Origin of the sequence: Micromonospora inyonensis (assembly GCF_900091415.1) — a bacterium.
Taxonomy (GTDB): Bacteria; Actinomycetota; Actinomycetes; order Mycobacteriales; family Micromonosporaceae; genus Micromonospora; species Micromonospora inyonensis.
This window is the reverse complement of record NZ_FMHU01000002.1, coordinates 2,610,053-2,630,223: the sequence shown is the minus strand read 5'-3', so window position 1 is coordinate 2,630,223 and position 20,171 is coordinate 2,610,053. Positions and strand designations below refer to the sequence as shown.

The window sequence follows — 20,171 nt, the reverse complement described above, 5'->3', positions numbered from 1 at the left end:
CGTGTGGAACGTGTGAAGGCGGACCCCGATACCGTCCGTTGGGTGACCGGCGGCGAGAGGGAGGACTCCAAGCGGCGGAAACCGCGAGGAGCAGAGTACCGAAGCGGGGACGCTGGCGGACTCGCCCGTAGTAGCTGTGAACCGCCTGCGTATCGCAGTGGGTCGGGGAGCCAAGGGGCGGGGTCGTTCAGGCTGGCGTGGGCGGTCAACCGCATGGGAGGAACCGCGTGAGTCAGTCAGGGTTGTCAGGAAAGTCGCACGACATTCCCAAGCGGCTGATCTGGGCTGCGTGGTTGAAGGTGAAAGGTAACGGCGGAGCGGCCGGGGCCGATGGCGTGACGATCGAACAGTACGAGCAGAGGTTGGCTGACAACCTCTACCGGCTGTGGAACCGCATGTCGTCGGGCAGCTACTTTCCCGGTCCGGTCCGGGCGGTGGAGATCCCCAAGAAGGGCGGAACCAGGATCCTGGGCATACCCAACGTGGTCGACCGGGTGGCGCAGACCGCAGCGGTGCTGGTGCTGGAGCCGGAGGTGGAGCGGGTGTTCCACGACGACTCCTACGGCTACCGTCCCGGACGGTCACCGATAGACGCGATACGGGTGTGCCGGCAGCGGTGTTTCAAGAAGGACTGGGTCGTTGATCTGGACGTCAAGGCCTTCTTCGATTCGGTGCCGTGGGATCTGATGCTCAAGGCGGTGGCGCGACACGTGACCCAGCAGTGGGTCATGTTGTATGTGGAGCGCTGGCTGCAGGCGCCGATGCTGATGCCTGACGGAACCCTGGCCCGCCGGACCAAGGGGACACCGCAGGGTGGTCCGATCTCCCCGTTGATCGCCAACATTTTCCTGCACTACGGCTTCGACACCTGGATGACCCGGGAGTTCCCCACGGCCCCGGCGTTGTTCTTCTATGCCCGCTTTCATCGTGGTTTGCTAGATGCCGTAGGCGGCGAAGGCGTCGGCGCGGTCGTGGAGGTCGCGGCGGGCGTGGGCGATGTTGACGCGCCCGGCGAGGCGGAAGGTGTTCATGGCCAGGTTGCGCATGGCGGCCAGGTTGCGGGGCGCCGCACTCGTCCTGAGTTGGGAATCGTCCTCGCTGAAGGTGACGTCTCGGATCCAATGCAGACGATTTTCAACAGACCAGTGTCCTCTCGCATAGGCGTTGAGGTGCTGCGGGCTGGCCTGTTCGGCATCGAGGCTGACGATGCCGTAGATGATCTGTTTGCTGGTGCGCACGCCGTCGAGTCCGCCGGTGTCACGGCGGAGCCGGAACACTTGCCGGGCGCCGGGGAACAGCCGGCCGTCACATGGTGCGACGCGGATCGTGCGGCGTTCGGTGCGTCCGTGCCCGCGATCGGAGTCGATGTTCATGCTGCCGGTGAAGACTGTGTCGGTGCCGGACAGCAGCGCCTGGGCGGCCTGCAGGGCGAGCGGCTGATTCCCCTTCAAGATCAGCAGATAGTGGGCGTTCAACGGTCCGGTGATCAGCCGGGCGGTCTTCTTCGTGGTGTGCAGGGCGTCCAGGGTGAGCAGCATGCCGGCCACATCCAACGGGGCGAGCAGATTTTCGGTCACGGTGGTCTCGCCGCGCTTGCCGGCGACCTGGCGCTGGCCCAGGATCACCGCCCGGTCATGCGTGACCGCGGCGACCAGGAACACCTGCCCGGTCTCGGTGCGGGTGCCGTGCAGCAGTTTCCCGTCGATCGCGACCGCGGGCAGCAGCCCGGCCGGTGCGGGGTGGGTCACCGCCCGCGTCGCGGCGCGGCGCTGTTCACGCTCGGCGGGCTCGTCGGTGGCGGTGGGGATCTGCGGGGCCGGGACGTCGCCACGCAGCACGTCGGCCGTGTAGCCGCAGGTCGCCGCGTCGAGAGCGTCGCCGTCGACCGCGGCCAGGACCCGCCGGAAGGTGCGCTCGCTGGGCACCAGATAGCGGCCGGTCAGTGGGTTACGGCGGGCGCCGAGGCGGTGCAACACGTCCTGCGGAGTCCGGGCCGCCCACTGCCGGATCGCGGTCAGGCCGTCGTTACCGACCACGAGGGTGGCGCACGCGGTCAAGACCAGGATCACCAGCAGCGGATGGCGCAACCCACGCGGCCGTCGCGGATCCGGTACCTGAGCCAGCCGTGCCGCCAGCGGGGACACCACCCGCAGCGGATCGGCCGAAACCGCGGCGAGTTCGGCTTCCCACAACGCCAGATCGGCGAGGTGGTCAACAACAGGGTCGATCAGGGAAGATGACGTCACGAGCGCGGCTCCAGCGATGAACTTCGAGGCTAGTCACCCGAAAGATCATCAGGAGCCGCGCTCATCCTGCAACTCGCCCCGTGTCCAGTTCCCCACACGGACATAACCGCTCGATTGGGAACAACGCCGGGGCCGTGGGGAGTTCCCCGGGACAGGGTTCGAGCGGTTCGCAGACGATGTGGTGGTCCATTGCGTGACCGAACGCCAGGCGCAACAGGTGCGTCAGGCGATCGGCCGTCGGTTCGCGGACATCGGGTTGCAGTTGCACCCCGGCAAGACGCGCATCGTGTACTGCAAGGACGACCGGCGTCGCCTGGACTACGAGCAGGTGACGTTCACGTTCTGCGGGTATGCGTTTCGTCCCCGGAAGGCATGGGACAAGATCCGAGGGAAGGCCCGAACCGGGTTCCTTCCCGCCGTGGCACCGGGGAAGCTGACCGACATGAGCCGCAAGGTGGCGTCCTGGCGGCTGCATCGACGCACGACCGGCAATCTGGCAAACCTCGCCGAAGAGGTCAACCCCGTCCTTCGGGGCTGGTTGAACTACTTCACCGTGTTCTACCCGAGCGCGGTGAACCCGGTCGGCAAGCGCATCGATCGCCATCTGATGCGTTGGGCGAAGCGGAAGTACAAGCGGCTCAAACGCAGCGACGAACGGGCACGAGCATGGCTGCGAGGTGTCCGGCAACGGTCGCCCGACCTGTTCGCGCACTGGGCGCTGCGATACACGACCTGACCACCTGAACGGCACGAGCCGGATAAGAGGTCGCGCGGAATGGTTGTTGATCATCGGCGGCGGGCGGGTCGGTTGTTCCACCGGTAGAGGGTCCATGCACGCCGGATGAGGCTGCGGACGGTGATGATCGCGTCGGCGAGGTCGAAGAAGGCGTCGATGACCTTCTCTGTTCGTTCGTAGCAGCGTTGCAGCCGGTTGAACGCGTTGTGCCAGCTGTTCGTCCGTTCGACGTGCCACCGTTGGCTCGCCTGGATGGGCGCCTTGTCGCCCTTGTGGGCGATCTCACCGGTCAGGCCGCGCTCGGCCAGCAGGGCGCGGGTGACCTGGGAGTCGTATCCGGCGTCGAGGTGCACCGTGATGGCCTGGGGTAGTGGGCCGAGGTCGTCGAGGTGGTCGAGGGTGGGGCCGAGCAGGGGTGAGTCGTGTCGGTTCGCGCCGGCCAGGACCCGGCCGAGGGGGATGCCGTAGCCGTCGACCATCAACGAGCGTTTCATGCCCTGCTTGCCCCGGTCGACCGGTGAGCGTCCGGCGGCCTCGCCGCCGCCGGGAGCCTTGGTGATGCAGCCGTCCACGGCGATGTCGTCGAGGACCAGGCCGACGAGCCGGTCGTAGGCGTCCAGGGCGATCTGTTTGAGCTGGGCGAACACCCCAAGCTCTATCCACTCGTCACGGCGGCCGCGGATCGTGGTGGCCGAACAGGTGGCATCGGCGATCGCCTCGTAGGCGCAGCCGAACCGCAACACCTGGACCAGCTTGTCGAACACGATGCGGTCATCGATCCGCTTGCGGTGACAGCCCAGCGGATGTGTCGGTTGGTAGGTCGGCCGATCGGGGAGCAGCGCGGCGAACTGGACCCACAACGGCTCGATCAGCCATGCTGGGATGGCAGGCACAGAACCTCCCGTGATCACGGAGCGTCAGCAACTTCATGATCACCAGTTCTGTGCCTGCATCCGTTCAGGCGCGCCGATCAACCCACCATTCCGCGCGACCTCTAAGCCGAGAGGCTTACGTCCGGATCTGTGGGGGACGGCGGGTGAAATCCCCGCCGTCTACCCGGCAGTGTGGCGGTCACCCCGAGTTCGCGGGCGCAGCTGGTGTCGTGCAGGTGCCCGGGCATCGCCGCCGATGTCCAGATCGGCAGCCCGTCCGGGCGGATGATCGCTTGGATGTTCGCGCCGAAGTCTCGGTGCTTTCCGGAGTACCAGGCGTCGATGGTCTCGCCCTTCACGGACAGGGTGGTCTCGGTGAGCCGGTCGCAGTCGAACAGCTTGCCGTCGAGGATCACGTGGGACCAGCCGTCGTCGGCGACTCGACGCAGCGCGGCGTGCAGATCCTGCGCCTGCGCGGCGAGCACGGCGATGCCCTCGTCGCGGTAGCGGTACGCGGTCGCTCGGGAGATGCCGAACCCGGCGCCGAGCAGGGTCACGTCCTCGGCCTTGCGGAACCAGACCAGCACCAGCAGCGCCTGGTAGAAGCAGGTCAACGCGCGGGTGCCGCGCCGTGTCCCCTTGGCTCGGCGTTCCGCGGCAAGCAGCCGGCCGAGGTACCGCACGAGTTCCCTCGGGACGTCGACCATGGCACGATATGCGATCACGTGGGGTCCTCACCGTGTGGGTGATCTTGTGGTGAGAACTACCTACCGAGGGCCTCACGTCCACTTCCAGCACTGTCCGGCCTGAGTGTCTTCATCCGTGTCGCACCAATCAACACTTTCGCGTCGCTGAGATCAGCTCAATGCGAAGGCCAGCCCCGACAGGAATGCCACGCTCTCCAGGCGCGTACGCCGTGCGTAACCACTGCTGCCCGGTGGCGTTCGCGCTTCCCAACGGCTTCCGACAATGAGAGCCGGCGAGGCATGTGGGGTCGGCGCTACCTCGGCACCGATGCCTTCACCGTTGCCCGAAAGGTGGCCGACGGCACCGGTGTGCACGGCTTATCGAGGCCGATCGGGGGAAGTACGGATCAGGCAGCGGCACGGATCGGGACATTCTCGGCGGGTCCCTGAACAAGTGAACCGGGTCAGTCCTCCGGCGCCTTGGTAAGCACCCCGTTGAGGTAGAGCGACTCGCGGCAGGTGGTGGGCCGGGGGGCGTTGGCCGGGGTGCCCGGGCGACGGCAGACCACGGTCAGGGTCACCTCCGCGCGGGCGGGGACCCGGATGGGGGTGACCGAGTGGTAGTCCTGGTTGCGGAAGTTCTCCAGGGCGTAGGTGACCACCTGTACCTGATTGGCGGTGACCGTCAGCGTGCCCTCGTCGCCCTGCACGTTGTCGACCAGGAAGTCGGTCAGCAGGAACGTCCTCCCCTCGGGGACGGTGTAGCTCCGCTCCGCCGACCCGTTGGGGCTGGTGCGGAAGGTGACGGCGACGGAGAACTGCTCACCGCCGAGGCCCCCGGCGGGACCGCCGACCCCGCCCCCGTCGGTCGTACCGCCGCCGGGTGCGCCACCGCCCGGCGCGGTCGGCGACGCGGCCGGAGGAACCGGGTTCGGCGCTGTGGTCGGCACCGCCTCGCCCTGCGCGACCTGCCGGGCCTTCTCCGCCTCCACCGCCTCCCGGGCGGCGGTCTTCACCTGCGGGCGCAGCAGCCCGAACCAGATCGCGGCCAGCGCCAGGAGCAGGGCCAGCAGCGCCGCGATCAGCTTCAGCAGCCCCGCCGAGATCACCGGGCGCTGGATGAACGTGGCGTTCAGGGCGCGGGCCCGGCCGTCCGAGGGCCGCACCTCGACGGTGAACGGGTACTCCTTCGGCTCGCCCCACCAGAGCAGCCGGCGGGCTCGGACCCGCAGCCGGGTCTCGGCGCGCGTGCCGTTGGGAACCTCGACCGGCTCGGCTGGCAGCGCGAACGTCACCTGGTCGGTGCCCTCGGCGGCGGCGAAGCCGACCGGTTCGGTCACGTTGCCGAGGTTGTCGGTGTCGATCCGGTACCGGGCCCCGCGCAGCCCGCCGCGCGACGGCGGCTGCACCTGCGCGGCCAGCGCGAAGAACGGCTCGACGGTGAGGACGCCCTCCTCCACCAGGGCCGAGTCCGGGTACTCGGAGGGGACGACCCGGAGCCCGAAGCGCCGGTCCCCGGCGTCCACCCGGGCGGACCGGGGCGGGCGGAAGGTGACCACGACGGTGCCCGAGCCGGCCGGGTAGAGGGTGAGGGACGCCGGCTCCACCGTCGCCCACTCGTCCGGGACGCCCAGGACCTCGAACCGGTACGCCTCGACCGTGTCGCCGGCGTTCCGCACGGTGACCGGGATCTCGATCTCGCCGCCGGGGACGACGCTCACGGAGGTGCTGGCCAGATTCGCCGATGCGCGCATCTGGTCGAGCGTAAGAGCGGTTTCCCGGGCTGTCAGGGGCCATCGGGGTATGCCGGCGGGCAGAGGTGGCTGTCCGCCGAGACGACGTTAAGTACACGCAAAGACACGACACGCATACTTCCCCGGCCGTCGGCGCGCGGACCGACGGCCGGGGAGTGAGGAGGCGAGGATGCAGCGGGTACCGATCTACGTGCACACGACGGATCCGATCTCGTGGACAGGCGTGACGGGCCAGCTCACGGGCCGCCCGGAGGTCCGGGTCCTGGCCGAGGCGGAGGCCGCCGAGGCGGCGGTGACCCTGGTCGTCGTGGACAGCCTGACGCCGCAGAGGGTGCAGACCCTGCGGCGGCTGCGCCGGGAGCAGACCCGGCTAGTCCTGGTGCCGTCCACCATCGACGACGGCCAACTGTCGGCCGCCGTCGAGTGTGGGGTGGTGGGGGTGGTACGCCGGGGCGAGGCGTCCGGCACCCGCCTGGTCGAGGTGATCCTCTCGGCGGCCCGGGGCGAGGGGAGCGTCCCGGCCGACCTGCTCGGCCGGCTGCTGAACCAGATGCGCCGGCTCCAGCGGGAGGTGCTCGACCCTCGGGGGCTAACCCTGGGCGGGCTGAGCGCCCGCGAGGTCGACGTCCTGCGGCTGGTCGCCGACGGGTTCGAGACGAGGGAGATCGCCACCAAGCTGTCCTACTCGGAGCGGACCGTGAAGAACGTCGTGCACGGCATCACCACCCGGCTGCACCTGCGCAACCGGGCCCACGCGGTGGCGTACGCGCTGCGAAACGACCTGATCTGAGCTGGCACCCCGCCCCGGCGGCCCGTCCGTCGGGACGAGGTCCGTTGCCCGTACCGACGCGGATCCTGCCCCGGTCCCTGGCCGGCAGTCCCTGTGCCGGCCGCCGTCACCGCGTCGATGATGACCACCTGGGCCGTGCGCGGCGTGGCCGCCCGCCACCCTCCCGCCCCGCCGTCTCCCACCGCCGAGGTGTCGATTGCGTCCCTTCCGAAGGTCCCCCCTCGTCGCCGTCGTCACCGTGGTCTCCGCGTTGCTGGGCGCATGGGCGCTGGCCGTCTCGCCCGGCCGGGTGTCGTACGCCGAGCCGGCCGACCCGCCGCCGGTCACCGACCTGCGGGTCGCCTTCCTGGGCACCGGGCACCGGAGCATCGGCCTGATCGAGGGCTCCGGGGCGACGGCGACCGCCGTGCCGCTGTTCGGCGGCGGGCCGGCGCACTTCGACGACGAGGCGTCCGCCGGTGGGGACGTGGTCGGCTGGGTCAGCCGGCGGGAGTCGGAGCTGGCCCAACTGTGGATGCGGCGCGGTGCGGGGAAGCCGGTCCGGCTGACCGACGACCCGGTGCAGGTGGCCGGTTCGCCCTCGGTGTCTCCGGACGGCAGCCGGATCGCCTTCGAGCTGACCCGGGAGGGTGTCGGTAGCTGGCGCGACATCTTCGTGATCGGCACCGACGGCACCGGCCTGCGCCAAATCACCGACGGCACCGGCGACAACCGGCGGCCCTCGTGGTCGCCGGACGGCTCCGCCCTGGCGTTCGAGGGCCGCGACGACGCGGGCGTGCCGCAGGTCCGGCGCGTGCCGGCCGACGGTGGGCCGGTCACCGCCCTGACCGCCCGGCCGGAGGGGGCCGGGGAGCCCGCCTGGGACCCGGACCCGACGCATGACCGGATCGCGTACACGGCCGCGCCGCAGCGCCCGGACGAGCGGCAGATCCACCTGATGAACAGCGCCGGGGGCGACGACCGGCCGCTGCTCAACGCGCTCTGGGAAAGCCGCCGGCCGAACTGGTCGCCGGACGGGACCACGCTTGCGTTCCTCAGCCGGACCACCGGCACCGACGGCGCCCGGGGCGCGGTCGACCTGGTCTACACCGAGGTGCCGCGCGACGACTTGTGCCCCTGCGAAGCGGTGCTCCGCCTCGCCGAGGACCGCCTCGTCGGCGACCCCGCCTGGTACGTCCCGCCGGGCGGCGGCCCGCCCCGCCTGCTGGTCAGCCGGACCACCGCGCCGGATCGGTACACGGTGACGTTGCAGGACATCCGCCCCGACGCCACCGACCCCCGGGACCTCGGACTGACCGTCCTGCGGGAGGATCCGGGCGCGGCGACCGACCCGGACCGGCTCTGGCGGCCCGTCGACGGCGACCCCTGGACCGCCCGCCCCGACTACTCCCCGGACGGCCGGCGGATCGTGGTGAACCGGTTCGAGACTGTGGCCGGCCGCCGGGTCTCCCGCCTCTGGGTGGTCGACGCCGACGGCGGCAACCCCCGGCCGCTTCCCCTCGCCGGCCGCGCGGACTCGGACCTGGAGACCGACCCGGTCTGGTCCCCGGACGGCACCCGGGTCGCGTACGCCCTGGCTGGCCCAGGCGGGCCGAGCCGGGTGGTGGTGGCCGACGTGGACACCGGGGAGCGCCTGCTCACGGTGCCGCCGGGGGCCGGCGCGGACCGGTCTGACAGCCAGCCCGCGTGGTCGCCGGACGGGTCCGCGCTGGCGCTGATCCGGGGGCAGCCGGAGGGGGCGGCGGCGGACAGCCACGTGTGGACGGTCGACGCTTGGGACGGCACCGGGCAGCGGGACCTGACCGCTGCGGGCTGCCCGGGGTGCACCGGGGCGGACTACGGCCCGAGCTTCTCCCCCGACGGCACCCGGATCGCCTTCGGGCGGGGCGCCGACGGGCTGGTCGTCACCGACACCGCCGGCGGCGACTGCCAGGTGCTGGCGCCGCAGACCCCGGCGACGGACTGCGCCGGCCCGCTGACCGCCCCGCCGGACGGCCCGCACCGGCCCCGGGATGTGGCCTGGTCGCCGGAGGGGCACCGACTCGCCCTGAACTCCCGCCGGTACACCGACCCGGCCAGCCCCGAGTACGTCAAGACGTACGACTTCGACACCGGCGTGCTGGACGGGCTAACCTGGGAGCTGCCCGGCCGGCACCGGAAGCCGACCTGGCAGCGGTCGGTGGACCTGGCCACGACGGTCCTGGAGCCGCCGGCGCCGGTGCGGGTCGGCGAGCGGACCACCCTGACCCTGACGGTCACCGACCGGGGGCCGACCCCGGCCACGAACGTCCGCCTCGACCTGCGGGCACCGGACGGCGTCGAGGTCACCGCCCTGGAGCCGGAGGCGGGTTCCTGCCAGGTCGACCCGCCCGGCTGCGACCTGGGCACCGTCGGGTTGGGCAACACCGTCCGCGTGCGCGTCGAGCTGACCGGGGTGACCGCCGGAACGTACCCGCTGGCCTGGTCGGTCGGGGGTTGGACGGCCGACGCCCGGCCCTCGGACAACGAGGCGTCGGTGCCGGTGACCGTCAACCCGGTTCCCGTGCCGACGACCACCCTGCCAGCGACCCCGACGCCGGCACCGACCAGCCCGGCCCCGACCGTCCTGGAGATCACGGTGACGGTCAACCCCACCCCCGGGTACGTGGGCGGGCTGGTCACGGTCACCTACACCGTCGGCAACACCGGCGGCCAGGGCGTGACCGGGGTCCAGATCACCCCCGTGCTGCCGCCCCGGGTGCCGGTCCGTATCCGCCCGGCGGGCTGCGCCGCGACCTACTGCCCGGTCCCCGACCTGGCCCCGGGCGCCCGCCGGACGCTGACCTTCGTGCTGGCCCCGACTGCGGCGACGGCGACGACGGTCCGTGGCGCGGTGGCCGGCGACGGCGGGCTGGCCGACACCGCCCAGGCGCCGTTCCGGGTGGTGCAGCCCCGGATCGTGGCCGTCCCGGACATCGGGCCGCCGGGCTTCGTCACCTCGATCCGGGGCACCGACTTCCCGCCCGACGTGCCGGTGCGGCTGGCCTGGGACGTCGGCCTCACCGTGGCGGCGAACCCGGCCGTGCCGGCGGCCGACGGCACGTTCGCGACCCAGCTCCTGGTGGTGCCGCGCGACCAGCTCGGCCCCCGGAAGGTCCTGGCCACCGGCCCGGGGTTCGGCACGGTCCGCACCGACTTCCGGGTGGTCATGCCCGCCCAACAGCCGCCCGGCCTGCTCGGTCGTGGCTGGTGAGGGGACGACGACGATGATCAACGAGGTGGACGAGGCGCTGCACGCGCTGCTGACCGAGGAGCTGCTCGCCGGCACCGACGTGCAGTTGTCCTTCGACGCGCCGACCCGGGAGTGGGAGGTCCGGCGCAACGCCCCGACGGTAAACCTGTTCCTCTACGACGTGCGGGAGGAGATGGCCCACCGCCGGGAGGGCCGGATCGAGGAGTGCGACGCGGACGGCGTGGTCGTCGCCGAGCACCGGCCGCCCCGGTACTTCGCCCTGTCGTACCTGGTGACCGCGTGGACCGCCCAGCCGCAGGACGAGCACCGGCTGCTCTCCGTGCTGCTGGCCGGGCTGGTCACCCACGACGTGCTGCCCCCGGGCCGGTTGGTCGGCGGCCTCGCCGACCTGGGGCTGACCGTGCCGATGAGCATCGCGGTGCCGCCGAGGCGGGACCGGGGGCTGGCCGACATCTGGTCCGCCCTCGGCGGCTCGCTGAAGCCGTCGCTGGACCTGGTGGTGACCACGCCGATCGCGGCGTCCACGGCCTTCGCGGCCCAGCCGGTCACCGACGGGCTCCGGCTGCGCGCCGGCGCCCGGGCCGACTCCGCCCCGGACGACCACCGGTCCGGCCCCGGACGGACCGCCCGCCCCCGCGCCCGCCGCCCGGGCGACGCAGCGGCGGAGCAGCCGCCTGCCGGGACGGAGACCCGGCGGCTGCGCCACCCGGACCCCGCCCCCGGGGAGACCTCCACCCCGATCGGGGTACGCCGGGCGCGGGGCGCCGCCGCTGAGCGGCAGCGACGCCAGGGCACCGGCGGGCCGATCCGGGACGGCCGCCGGTGACCGCCGTACGCGAAGACGCCCGGACGGCCCCGGAACCCGAGCGGACCGAACCGCCGGGCACGACGTACCTGCGGGCCCGGCTGTTCCTGGTGGAGCAGCGGGTCCGGCGGGCCGTCGCCACCGCGCGCGCCGCGGACCCGGCCCCGGACGACCCGCTGCGTGGGCTGCACGTCTCCGACGAGGACGCCTGGCGGCTCGTGGACGACCCGGTGCCACCCGCCCCGGACGAGATCGCGGCCGAGGCGGTGGCGACCGCCGACCGGTGGGCCGACCGGGCCCGGTCGGCGGGTGGCCGGGTGCCGCTGCGCGAGTTGGCCGAGGACTTCGCACTGACGCCGTTGGACGTCGAACTCCTGCTGATCGCGCTCCTGCCCGACCTCGACCAGCGGTACGAGCGGCTCTACGGGTACATCAACGACGACGTGACCCGGCGGCGGGCGACGACCGGGCTGGCCCTGGGGCTGTGCGGGGTCTCCCCGGTCACCGGGGCGGCTCGGACCCACCTGGCCGGCGCCGGCCCGCTGGTGGCCGGCGGCCTGCTCCTCGTCGAGGAGGACGACCGCCCCTTCCTGACCCGGAGCCTGCGGGTGCCGGACCGGGTCACCGGCCACCTCCTCGGGCAGGACGGCGGCGACGGGCGTGCCGACGGCCTGGTCCGCCGGGTGCCCCGGCCGGCGGATCGGCAGCCGGTTACCGACGGGCTGGCGGCGGCGCTGCGCGCCGGTGACCGGCTGGTCTACCTGCGCGAGGAGCCCGGCGGGGCGGCCGACGAGCTGGCCTCCGCCGCCCTCCTCGCGGCCGGCTGGTCGGTCCTGGCCCTCGACCTGGACGCGCTGTGCGTCGATGCGACGCCGGAGGAGGCCCTCGCCGTCGTGGTGCGGGAGACCCGGCTGCGCCGGGCGGGCCTGGTCGTCGGCCCGGTCGACACCCTGGATCCGGCGGCCGGCCCGGCCCACGCCCGGCTGCTGCGCCGGCTCACCGCCCTGCCGGTGCCGGTGCTGCTCACCGGCCGGCTGCGCTGGGACCCGTACTGGGCCGACCGGTCCCCGCTGCTGGTGACCGCCGCCCCAGCCGGGGCGGCGGAGCGGATCCGGCTGTGGCGCGACGCCCTGGCGGGACGCTCGGTGAGGCTGGCGGCCGACGTCGACCCGGAGCGGGAGCTGTCCGCGTACGTGCTGGCGCCCGACCAGGTGCGGCGGGCGGCGGTCGCCGCGGCCCAGCAGGCCGTCCTCGACGGTTCCGACCGGGTCACCACCCGGCACGTCCGGGCGGGGGTGCGCTCGCAGAACGCGGCGGCGCTGGCGAAGCTGGCCCGGCGGGTGGAGCCCGCCGTCGGCTGGGACGACCTGGTCCTCCCGGCCCCGGCCCGGGACCAGCTCACCGAGCTGGCGTTGCGGATACGCCACCGGGACCAGGTGTTGAGCGGGTGGCGGCTGCGCCCCGGCGGGGGGCGTGGGCGCGGGGTGACCGCCCTGTTCGCCGGGGACTCCGGCACCGGCAAGACCATGTCCGCCGAGGTGGTCGCCGCCGACCTGGGCCTCGACCTGTACGTGGTGGACCTCTCCACGGTGGTCGACAAGTACGTCGGCCAGACCGAGAAGAACCTGGAACGGATTTTCACCGAGGCGGCCGGGGTCAACGGGGTGCTGCTGTTCGACGAGGCCGACGCCATCTTCGGCAAGCGCTCCGAGGCCAGCGACGCCCACGATCGGTACGCCAACCTGGAGAGCGCGTACCTGTTGCAGCGGATGGAGTCGTTCGACGGGGTGGCGGTGCTCACCACGAATCTGCGGGCCAACCTGGACGAGGCGTTCCTGCGCCGGATCGACGTCGTCGTGGACTTCCCGATCCCGGACGTGGCACAGCGGCGGGCATTGTGGGACCGCTGCCTCGGCGTCGAGCTGCCCCGCGCCGACGACGTCGACCTGGACCACTGCGCCCGCGCGTTCGAGTTGAGCGGGGGCGGTATCCGGTCCTGCGCGGTCAGCGCCGGCTACCTGGCCGCCGCAGCCGGGACGCCGGTGACCATGGCGATGGTCATGACGGCTGCCCAGCGCGAGTACCGCAAGCTGGGCCGCCTGCTCCTGCCGGCGGCCACGCCGAACGGCGCCCGGCCCCGCCGAGCCTGACGTCCCCGCCTTGGCTGACGGCAGACGCCGGCCTGCTAGGTGAGCGTGACGTCCCAGGCGGTGTTCCCGGCGGGAGTCGCCGTGACCGGTGCGGACGCCACCGGGTTGTTGGGGGCGAAAGGGGAGGTGAAGGTGTGGGTGACCGCCGGGCTGGTCCAGGTGCCGCCCCTGGCGTCCCGGCGCTTGACCTTCCACCTGAAGCTGACCGAGTACCTGGCGAGCCAGGAGCCGGGAGTCATGGCCACCCGGCCCGACCATCCCGGGTGGTCGTTGAACTCGATGCTGTTGCTCCCGACGGAGATCGCCTCCGGGGCATCGTCGTACTCCGGTTGGTAGGGACCGTCCTGCACCCAGGCGCTGGGGCGCTGCTCCCTCTTCTCGAAGTCCCCGTCGTCCTCCACGCGCTCGTAGTAGACGAAGCTGTCCTTGACCTGCTGCCTGAAGTCGTATAACGCAGTCACGCTACGGGGCAGGTTCTCCGGCGCGTGCAGGGTGGCGACCTGGTAGAAGCCGATGTCCTGCTTCTCGTCCAGTCGCTGCGTGGCCGGACCCTCGTACTCGGAGGTGAAGCTCAGCCGTAGGCTGTTGAGGTTCGCCTCCGGCCGGTCCGGCTGGTTCTTTTTCCTCGTGCTGGAACGGGTGCTACGACCCCCGTCGCCCGGGTACGGCTCGCTGCGACTGTTCGACGTCGCCGTGCCCCCCACATCCGCCTTCGGCGTCCGCTGCACCGGGGTCTGCGCCCCCGGCAGCGTCAGCGGGGGCAACTCGATGGTGTCCTGTGCCATCTGCGGTGCGGGGTCGGTGGTGAGGGCGCGAGCGGCGTTCGCCTCGGCGTCCCGCTCGAACCGGTCACCCGGGTCGCTGATCCGCAGCCCGGCCCCGTTGTCGGTGCCGGCCACCGGCCCCAACCGCTGCTGGATCACATGGGTCAGCTCGTGCGCCAGGGTGTGCCGGTCCGTGCCCCCGTCACCGAGGACCACGTGATTGCCGGAGGTGTACGCCCGCGCCCCGATCCCGGCCGCCGACGCCCGGGCCGCCGAGTCGTCGTGGATCCGCACGTCGGAGAAGTCCGACCCCAGCCGGGCCTCCATGTCGCCCCGGGTCGCGTCGTCCAACGGCCGCCCGCGGGAGCCGAGCACCGAGGCGACCGACCGCTGCACCTGCTCGGCCGGCGGGTGTCCGCAGTCCGCGTGCTCGTGCCGGTCCTGCTCGACCATCCCCGCCGCCGCGCGGTTGCCCACCGTCCGCTGTAGGGCGATGACCTCCCGCGGGCTGCGCCCGGGACCGGCCCGCCCCGGTACGACGGCGTCGGCCCTTCGGCCGGCGGCCGGGCCCGGCCGGGGCGCCTGGCGCTCCTGGGGACTCGATGTCAGGTCGGACCGGTGATGACGCACGTCCGGGCACCTCCTCGACCGCAGGTCGGCATCGACGGCCATTGTAGGCCCGGTTCAGACGGCCGGTCGAGTTCGTCCGGCCAGGAGCGCGGCCCCCTGCCCCTGTGGTGCGCGAGTCTGCCCCTGCGCGGTCCGTAGGGACCTTCCCGCAGGCTGCCCGGCCGAGCAGGCTGGCCAGCGTCCGCCGACCTGGCAGAGGAGCTTGCATGCCGACGTACCTGTCCCCAGGCGTGTACGTGGAGGAGGTGCAGAGCGGTTCGCGTCCCATCGAGGGCGTTGGCACCGCAGTCACTGCCTTCCTGGGATTCGCCGAGAAGGGGTCCTTCCACACGCCGACCCTGGTCACCAACTGGAGCCAGTACGTCCAGCTCTTCGGGGGGATGGTCGAGGGCGCCTACCTGGCGCACGCGGTGTACGGGTACTTCGCCAACGGCGGCGGCGTCTGCTACGTCGTCCGGATCGGCGATCCGTCGGCCGGCGGCAAGAGCGGCGGCCGGGGCGCGCAGAAGTCGCTGCCGGCCGGTGAGTCGTCGGCGCTCGGCACGTTCCGGGTGGCCGCCCTGCCGGCCGCCGGTGGCGAGGTCACCGTGGAGGTCGCCGACGTCGAGGGCGAGGGGGCCAGCGAGGACCGGTTCCGGCTGATCGTCCACTCCGACGGCAAGCCGGTCGAGGAGTACGACGGTTCCTTCCGGCGCAGCAAGACCTCCGTGGTCAACCAGGTCCGCGAGCGGTCCAAGCTGATCACCATGGAGGAGGCCACCCCGTCCAACTCCCTGGCCCGGCCGGCCAACCAGACGGTCACCCTGGCCCCGCCCGCAGCACCCGCCGACGCCCTGCCGGCGACCCTGTCGGCCGATGAGTTCGTCGGGGACGTCGACTCCCGCACCGGCCTGGCCGGGCTGGAGGCCATCGACGAGATCACCATGGTCGCCGCGCCGGACCTGATAGGGGCGTACCAGCAGGGGGTCGTCGACCTGGAGGCGGTCAAGGCCGCCCAGCTCGCCCTGATCTCGCACTGCGAGCAGATGGGTGACCGGATGGTCCTGCTCGACCCGCCGCCGGAGCTGACCGCCCAGCAGGTGCGCGGCTGGCGGCAGGACGGGGCCGGGTACGACTCCCGGTACGCGGCCCTCTACTACCCCTGGGTGAAGGTCTTCGACCCGAGCACCGGACGGGCGGTGTTCATGCCGCCCAGCGGCCACCTGGCCGGCCTCTGGTCCCGCAACGACACCGAGCGGGGGGTGCACAAGGCGCCCGCCAACGAGGTGGTCCGGGGCGTCGTCGACCTGCAGAACAACGTCACCAAGGGTGAGCAGGACCTGCTGAACCCGATCGGAGTCAACTGCATCCGGGCCTTTCCTGGGCGCGGCGTCCGGGTCTGGGGCGCGCGGACCCTCTCCTCGGACCCGGCCTGGCGCTACATCAACGTCCGGCGGCTGTTCAACTACGTCGAGGAGTCCATCCTGCTCGGCACGCAGTGGGTCGTGTTCGAGCCGAACGACCAGCGCCTGTGGGGCACCATCCGGCGCAACGTCGCCGCCTTCCTCACCGAGGAGTGGCGGCGGGGCGCCCTGTTCGGGGCGACTGCGGCCGAGGCATTCTACGTCAAGTGCGACCACGAGACCAACCCCCCGGAGGTGATCGACCGGGGTCAGGTGGTGTGCGAGATCGGCATCTGCCCGGTCAAGCCCGCCGAGTTCGTCGTCTTCCGCCTGGCGCAGTTCTCCGACAGCACCAGCCTGGTCAGCGACTGACCGGGCCGGGCCCCGCGTACGACGACCGCACCGACCATGACGAAAGGCGGCCACGATGGCCAGTGGTGACACCCTCATCGTGCACAGCTTCCAGGTGGAGCTGGGCGGCATCCAGGTGGAGCTGGTGCAGGAGGTCAGCGGCCTGACCGTCGAGCTGGACTCGATCGAGGTCAAGTCGGTGACCCCCACCGGCGAGCTGATCATCCGCAAGATTCCCGGGGCCCGGAAGGCCGGCGAGGTGACCATCACCCGGGGGCTCGACCAGAGCAGCGCCTTCACCGACTGGATCAAGGAGACGTTCCTCAAGGGCGCGGTGGAGGCGGCCCGGCAGAACATCAGCATCATCCTCAACAACGCCGACAAGTCCGAGACCCGGCGCTTCGACCTGACCAACGCGTGGGTGAGCAGGTGGGAGGGGCCGGGACTCAAGGCTGGCGACCCGACGGCGGCGACCGAGAAGGTCACCGTGGTGTACGAGGAGATCAGCGCGCAATGAGACGCCGTGGCGTCTCGGCCGGGGGCCTCGACACCCTCGTCGACCCGGCCGACGGGCCGCAGGAGCCCGCCGCGCCGGTGGTCGCGCCACCCGCGCCCGTCCGGCTCCAGACGGAGTTCACCTTCCAACTACCGCGGGGGTACGTTGACGAGGACGGCACCGTGCACCGGGACGGCAGCATGCGGCTCGCCACCGCCCGGGACGAGCTGGCGCCACTTGTCGACCTGCGGGTCAAGCAGAACCCGGCGTACCTGTCGATCGTCCTGCTCAGCCTGGTGGTCACCCGGCTGGGCACGATCACCCAGGTACGCGCGGAGGTCGTCGAGCGGCTCTTCGCCTCCGACCTGGCCTTCCTCCAGGACCTGTACCGGCGGATCAACGCCGAGGGGCACACCCTCGCCGAGGTCACCTGTCCCTCCTGCGAGTCGGTGTTCGAGGTGGACCTGGCGGGTGGTCGCCCGGGGGAATCGTGACGTACGGGGCCGACCGGCTCCACGAGGAGGTTTCGTACGTCGCTTACCACTTCCACTGGCCGCGCGCCGAGATCCTCGATCTCACCCACACCGAGCGGGCCCGGTACGTGGGTGAGATCGCCCGCATCAACACCAGGATGAACGAAGGTCAGTGAGGCACGATGGGGCTACGCGACAGGATGCGGCGGCTGGCCGCCGACACCCGCGCCCGGGTGGCCGGCCCCACCGCCGTCCGCCCGTCGCCCGGCCCTGAACCGACGCCGGCCGCCACCGCACCGGCATCGACGGCCCCGGGCCCGACGCCCGACGCCGGGCCGGCGGGGCCCGCCGATCCCGCCTGGTGGAGCCTGCCGCCAATCCAACGGGCCCTGACCCCCGCGCCGGTGCTGGTCACCGACCTGCTCCGGTTCGCTGACCGGCTGGGCACCTTCCAGGACCCCACCCTGTGTACGCCGCTCGGCCACCTGGTCAGCGACCAGGCGCCCCTCGGGGTGGCCCGTGACCTGGCCCGCCCACGTCGGGTCCGACCGGAGACCGACCGGGGGCCGACCCCACACCTGCCGGCCGTCCAGCGCCGCGTCCCCGACCGCCCCCACACCGGTCCGGCGGCGGAAACCGGGCGCCCGCCCGCAGAGCTGGCGGGAACCGACCGTCCGGCCGCCGCCGGAACCGCCCCGGTCCACCGCTCCGCGCCCGGACAACCGCTGCCTGCCCTCCCCGGGCCGACCCCGACCCGGCCCGCCGGCGGCGGGCCGACCCGGTGGGGGAGACCGCCGGGGGTCGCCGCCCCTGCGGCCCGGGCCAGGCCGCTGGTGACCGCGCCCCCACCCGCCCCGACCCGCCGCCTGACCGGCACCCCACGCGCGGACGCCCCCTCGGCCCCACCGCTGACCATGGTCCAGCGGGCCTTCCGGACCCCGTCCACCCAGCCCACCAGCGGAGTCACCGCGCCCTCCCCGACGGGCACCTCGGACACGGCTGTCGTCCCGCCCTCCACCGGACCCGTCACCCCGACCGGCGGCCGGGCCCGCACCGTCCCAGCCGCCCCCACCCGCCGATCCGCCGAGGCCGCGCCGCGCACCGGCGACGCCCCGGCCCCCGGTCCGCCAGGTGGCACCCCGCCGCCCGGGGAGTCCGGTGGGGCCGGCTCCGCGCAGACCGGTGCGTCCCCGACACCCCACCGACCGGTCCGTGCCGGCCTGGGACCGCCGCTGCCGGCCGACGCGCCGCCGCCCGTGGTACGCCCGGGGCCACCAGTTCGCCCCGGCGCGACAAGCTCGCGGGCGGACGCCCCCCGGGCCGGTGCACTGCCGGCCGCCACATCGCCGCTCCCCCAGGCCGGCCGGTCCCCGGACCCAACTCCGGCCGCCGAGCAAGCGGCCCGGCAACCGTCACCCGCGCCGCCGGTCGTCGCCCGTGCCCCGTCCGGCCCGTCGGGGGAACGGCCGTCGCCGGTCGCCCCGGTTGGGGGCCCGCACCGCGCCGCGTCCGTTCCGCCACGCGTGCCGGTCCGCCCCTCGACGGCCCGGCCGTCGACGGGTGGGCGGAGCACCGCCGGGGAGCCGACCGGGCCGGTGGTCCAACGGCTCCAATGGCGGACCCCCGACATGCCCGGCGCCGCGCCCGGTCCCGGGACGACGGTCGCTCCCCGCCGGGCCGGCGCGCCCCCGACGCCCCACCTTCCGGGTGACACCACCGCCTCCGGTGGCACCGGCCCGGAGCCACCCGCCCGCTCCGGCGCCGGGCCCGCCCCGGACGGAGACACGGCTGTCGCCGGGGCGGGCCCGGCCACCCGGGACGGTTCCGGCTCCGCTGTCACCCCCGGGACGTCCGTCGCCCGTGAGCCCGTGCCCACGCTGGTCCAGCGGCGGGTCCCGCTGCTGGCCGAGCGCCAGCTCACCCTGCTCACCGACGTGCCACCCGCCCCGACCGATCCGGCTCCGGCAGCCGACGCCCGGCCCACGGTGCCGGTGACCTGGCGGACCCGCGGCGACGGAGCCCTGGATGCGCCCCCCGGTGGACGGCCCGCCACCGCAGGGACGTACCCCGGCCGCCGGGCGGCCGTCCAACGGGCTACCGGGATCGCTGCACCGGACGGACGCAGGCACGCACCAGCCGGCGCGGGGAGGCCCCACGCGCCCGCCACCGACCAGCCCCACGGCGGCCCGTCCCACAGCAACCGGGACGGACCTGCCGGAGCGCGTCCGGGTAACGGTCCGAGCCCGCTCCTCCCCGGGGTCACCGGTCCAGCCCGGAGTGCCCCGCCGACCGGGTCGCCCCGGCCTGCGGCCGCTCACGGCGCACCGCTGCGGGAGGCCACCGGGGGCGTACCGATGCCGGCGCTGCGGACGGCGGTGCCGGTCACGGCCAGCGGGCCTGGGGCCACCACCGGGCCGGCGCCGGCACAGCCGGTCGCGCCGGTCCAGCGGGCGACGACCCGGCCGGCGGCCCAGACCACCGCCGCCCGGCCGGCGACCACCGGGCCGACGCGGAGCGCCACCGGGCCGACCGCCGGGACCGTTCAGCGGCGCAGCACCGTCGAGTCGGCCGGCCCGGACCGGGAGCCGGACGTGGAGGCCGTGCTGCGGGGCCTCGACCGGCGGCACCTGGACGCCCTGGCCCACCGGCTGGTCGAGCCGATCAGTCGGCTGGTCCGGGCCGACTTGCGGGCCAGCCGGGAGCGGTCCGGCCGGTGGCGGGACGGTCCACGGTGAGCCCGCCCAGCGGCCGGGCGACCGCACAGGCAGCACAGCCAGCGTACGGGCCGCACGGGTCGGACCGTA

General features: G+C 73.3%; 15 protein-coding genes and 2 pseudogenes. 12 read left to right on the top strand and 5 right to left on the bottom strand.

What is annotated here, in order from left to right:
- Positions 1 to 395: 395 nt before the first annotated feature.
- Positions 396 to 869 (top strand): annotated as a pseudogene (locus tag GA0074694_RS34375) (reverse transcriptase domain-containing protein); the annotation flags it as partial.
- A 66-nt stretch (positions 870 to 935) separates the two neighbouring features.
- Here the strand turns inward: GA0074694_RS34375 and GA0074694_RS26055 are convergent.
- Positions 936 to 2,246: an ISAs1 family transposase gene (locus GA0074694_RS26055; protein ID WP_091450652.1), complete on the bottom strand. Its 1,311-nt coding sequence runs from the start codon at positions 2,244 to 2,246 to the stop codon at positions 936 to 938.
- Positions 2,247 to 2,412: 166 nt separating this feature from the next.
- Here GA0074694_RS26055 and GA0074694_RS33815 point away from each other — a divergent pair.
- Positions 2,413 to 2,589: pseudogene (locus tag GA0074694_RS33815) on the top strand (hypothetical protein); the annotation flags it as partial.
- Between the two features lie 99 nt (positions 2,590 to 2,688).
- Positions 2,689 to 2,982, top strand: coding sequence for a group II intron maturase-specific domain-containing protein (locus tag GA0074694_RS33810; RefSeq protein WP_281190381.1), 294 nt, complete (start codon positions 2,689 to 2,691; stop codon positions 2,980 to 2,982).
- 50 nt (positions 2,983 to 3,032) lie between these two features.
- Here GA0074694_RS33810 and GA0074694_RS26045 read toward each other — a convergent pair whose 3' ends face one another.
- From GA0074694_RS26045 to GA0074694_RS26035, 3 genes are all read right to left on the bottom strand, one after another.
- Positions 3,033 to 3,875, bottom strand: coding sequence for an IS5 family transposase (locus GA0074694_RS26045; RefSeq protein WP_091453604.1), 843 nt, complete (start codon positions 3,873 to 3,875; stop codon positions 3,033 to 3,035).
- 101 nt (positions 3,876 to 3,976) lie between these two features.
- Positions 3,977 to 4,579, bottom strand: coding sequence for a transposase family protein (locus GA0074694_RS26040; RefSeq protein WP_245714911.1), 603 nt, complete (start codon positions 4,577 to 4,579; stop codon positions 3,977 to 3,979).
- 425 nt (positions 4,580 to 5,004) lie between these two features.
- Positions 5,005 to 6,294 carry a COG1470 family protein gene (locus tag GA0074694_RS26035; RefSeq protein ID WP_091462652.1) on the bottom strand — a complete coding sequence of 430 codons (1,290 nt, stop codon included), beginning with the start codon at positions 6,292 to 6,294 and terminating at the stop codon, positions 5,005 to 5,007.
- Positions 6,295 to 6,463: 169 nt separating this feature from the next.
- On the opposite strand from GA0074694_RS26035, the gene GA0074694_RS26030 reads away from it, so the two are divergent.
- From GA0074694_RS26030 to GA0074694_RS26015, 4 genes are all read left to right on the top strand, one after another.
- Complete coding sequence (locus GA0074694_RS26030; protein ID WP_091462651.1) at positions 6,464 to 7,084, top strand: helix-turn-helix transcriptional regulator; 621 nt, start codon at positions 6,464 to 6,466, stop codon at positions 7,082 to 7,084.
- 196 nt (positions 7,085 to 7,280) lie between these two features.
- Complete coding sequence (locus tag GA0074694_RS26025; protein ID WP_141714281.1) at positions 7,281 to 10,316, top strand: DUF11 domain-containing protein; 3,036 nt, start codon at positions 7,281 to 7,283, stop codon at positions 10,314 to 10,316.
- Between the two features lie 13 nt (positions 10,317 to 10,329).
- Positions 10,330 to 11,142 (top strand): Pvc16 family protein, encoded by an 813-nt coding sequence (locus tag GA0074694_RS26020; protein ID WP_091462649.1) that lies wholly within the window; start codon positions 10,330 to 10,332, stop codon positions 11,140 to 11,142.
- Positions 11,139 to 13,271: an ATP-binding protein gene (locus GA0074694_RS26015; protein ID WP_091462648.1), complete on the top strand. Its 2,133-nt coding sequence runs from the start codon at positions 11,139 to 11,141 to the stop codon at positions 13,269 to 13,271. The genes GA0074694_RS26020 and GA0074694_RS26015 overlap by 4 nt, the downstream gene beginning before the upstream one ends.
- A 35-nt stretch (positions 13,272 to 13,306) precedes the next feature.
- Here GA0074694_RS26015 and GA0074694_RS26010 read toward each other — a convergent pair whose 3' ends face one another.
- Positions 13,307 to 14,665, bottom strand: coding sequence for an eCIS core domain-containing protein (locus GA0074694_RS26010; RefSeq protein ID WP_218105810.1), 1,359 nt, complete (start codon positions 14,663 to 14,665; stop codon positions 13,307 to 13,309).
- Positions 14,666 to 14,871: 206 nt separating this feature from the next.
- Here GA0074694_RS26010 and GA0074694_RS26005 point away from each other — a divergent pair, with 206 nt between their 5' ends.
- Genes GA0074694_RS26005 through GA0074694_RS25990 form a run of 5 tightly spaced genes read left to right on the top strand, consistent with a single transcriptional unit; the run spans position 14,872 to position 20,102 of the window.
- Positions 14,872 to 16,419: a phage tail sheath family protein gene (locus GA0074694_RS26005; protein WP_091462646.1), complete on the top strand. Its 1,548-nt coding sequence runs from the start codon at positions 14,872 to 14,874 to the stop codon at positions 16,417 to 16,419.
- Between the two features lie 55 nt (positions 16,420 to 16,474).
- Entirely contained in the window at positions 16,475 to 16,915 is a 441-nt protein-coding gene (locus GA0074694_RS26000) for a phage tail protein (protein ID WP_091462645.1), read from the top strand.
- Entirely contained in the window at positions 16,912 to 17,388 is a 477-nt protein-coding gene (locus GA0074694_RS25995) for a hypothetical protein (protein WP_091462644.1), read from the top strand. Before GA0074694_RS26000 ends, GA0074694_RS25995 begins: the two co-directional genes overlap by 4 nt.
- A complete protein-coding gene (locus GA0074694_RS31985) occupies positions 17,385 to 17,543 on the top strand; it encodes a DUF6760 family protein (protein ID WP_176738129.1) in 159 nt (52 codons plus the stop codon). The genes GA0074694_RS25995 and GA0074694_RS31985 overlap by 4 nt, the downstream gene beginning before the upstream one ends.
- A gap of 6 nt (positions 17,544 to 17,549) precedes the next feature.
- The gene (locus GA0074694_RS25990; protein WP_141714280.1) at positions 17,550 to 20,102 is read left to right on the top strand and encodes a hypothetical protein; all 2,553 of its coding nucleotides are present in this window, start codon (positions 17,550 to 17,552) and stop codon (positions 20,100 to 20,102) included.
- The last annotated feature ends 69 nt before the right edge of the window (positions 20,103 to 20,171 follow it).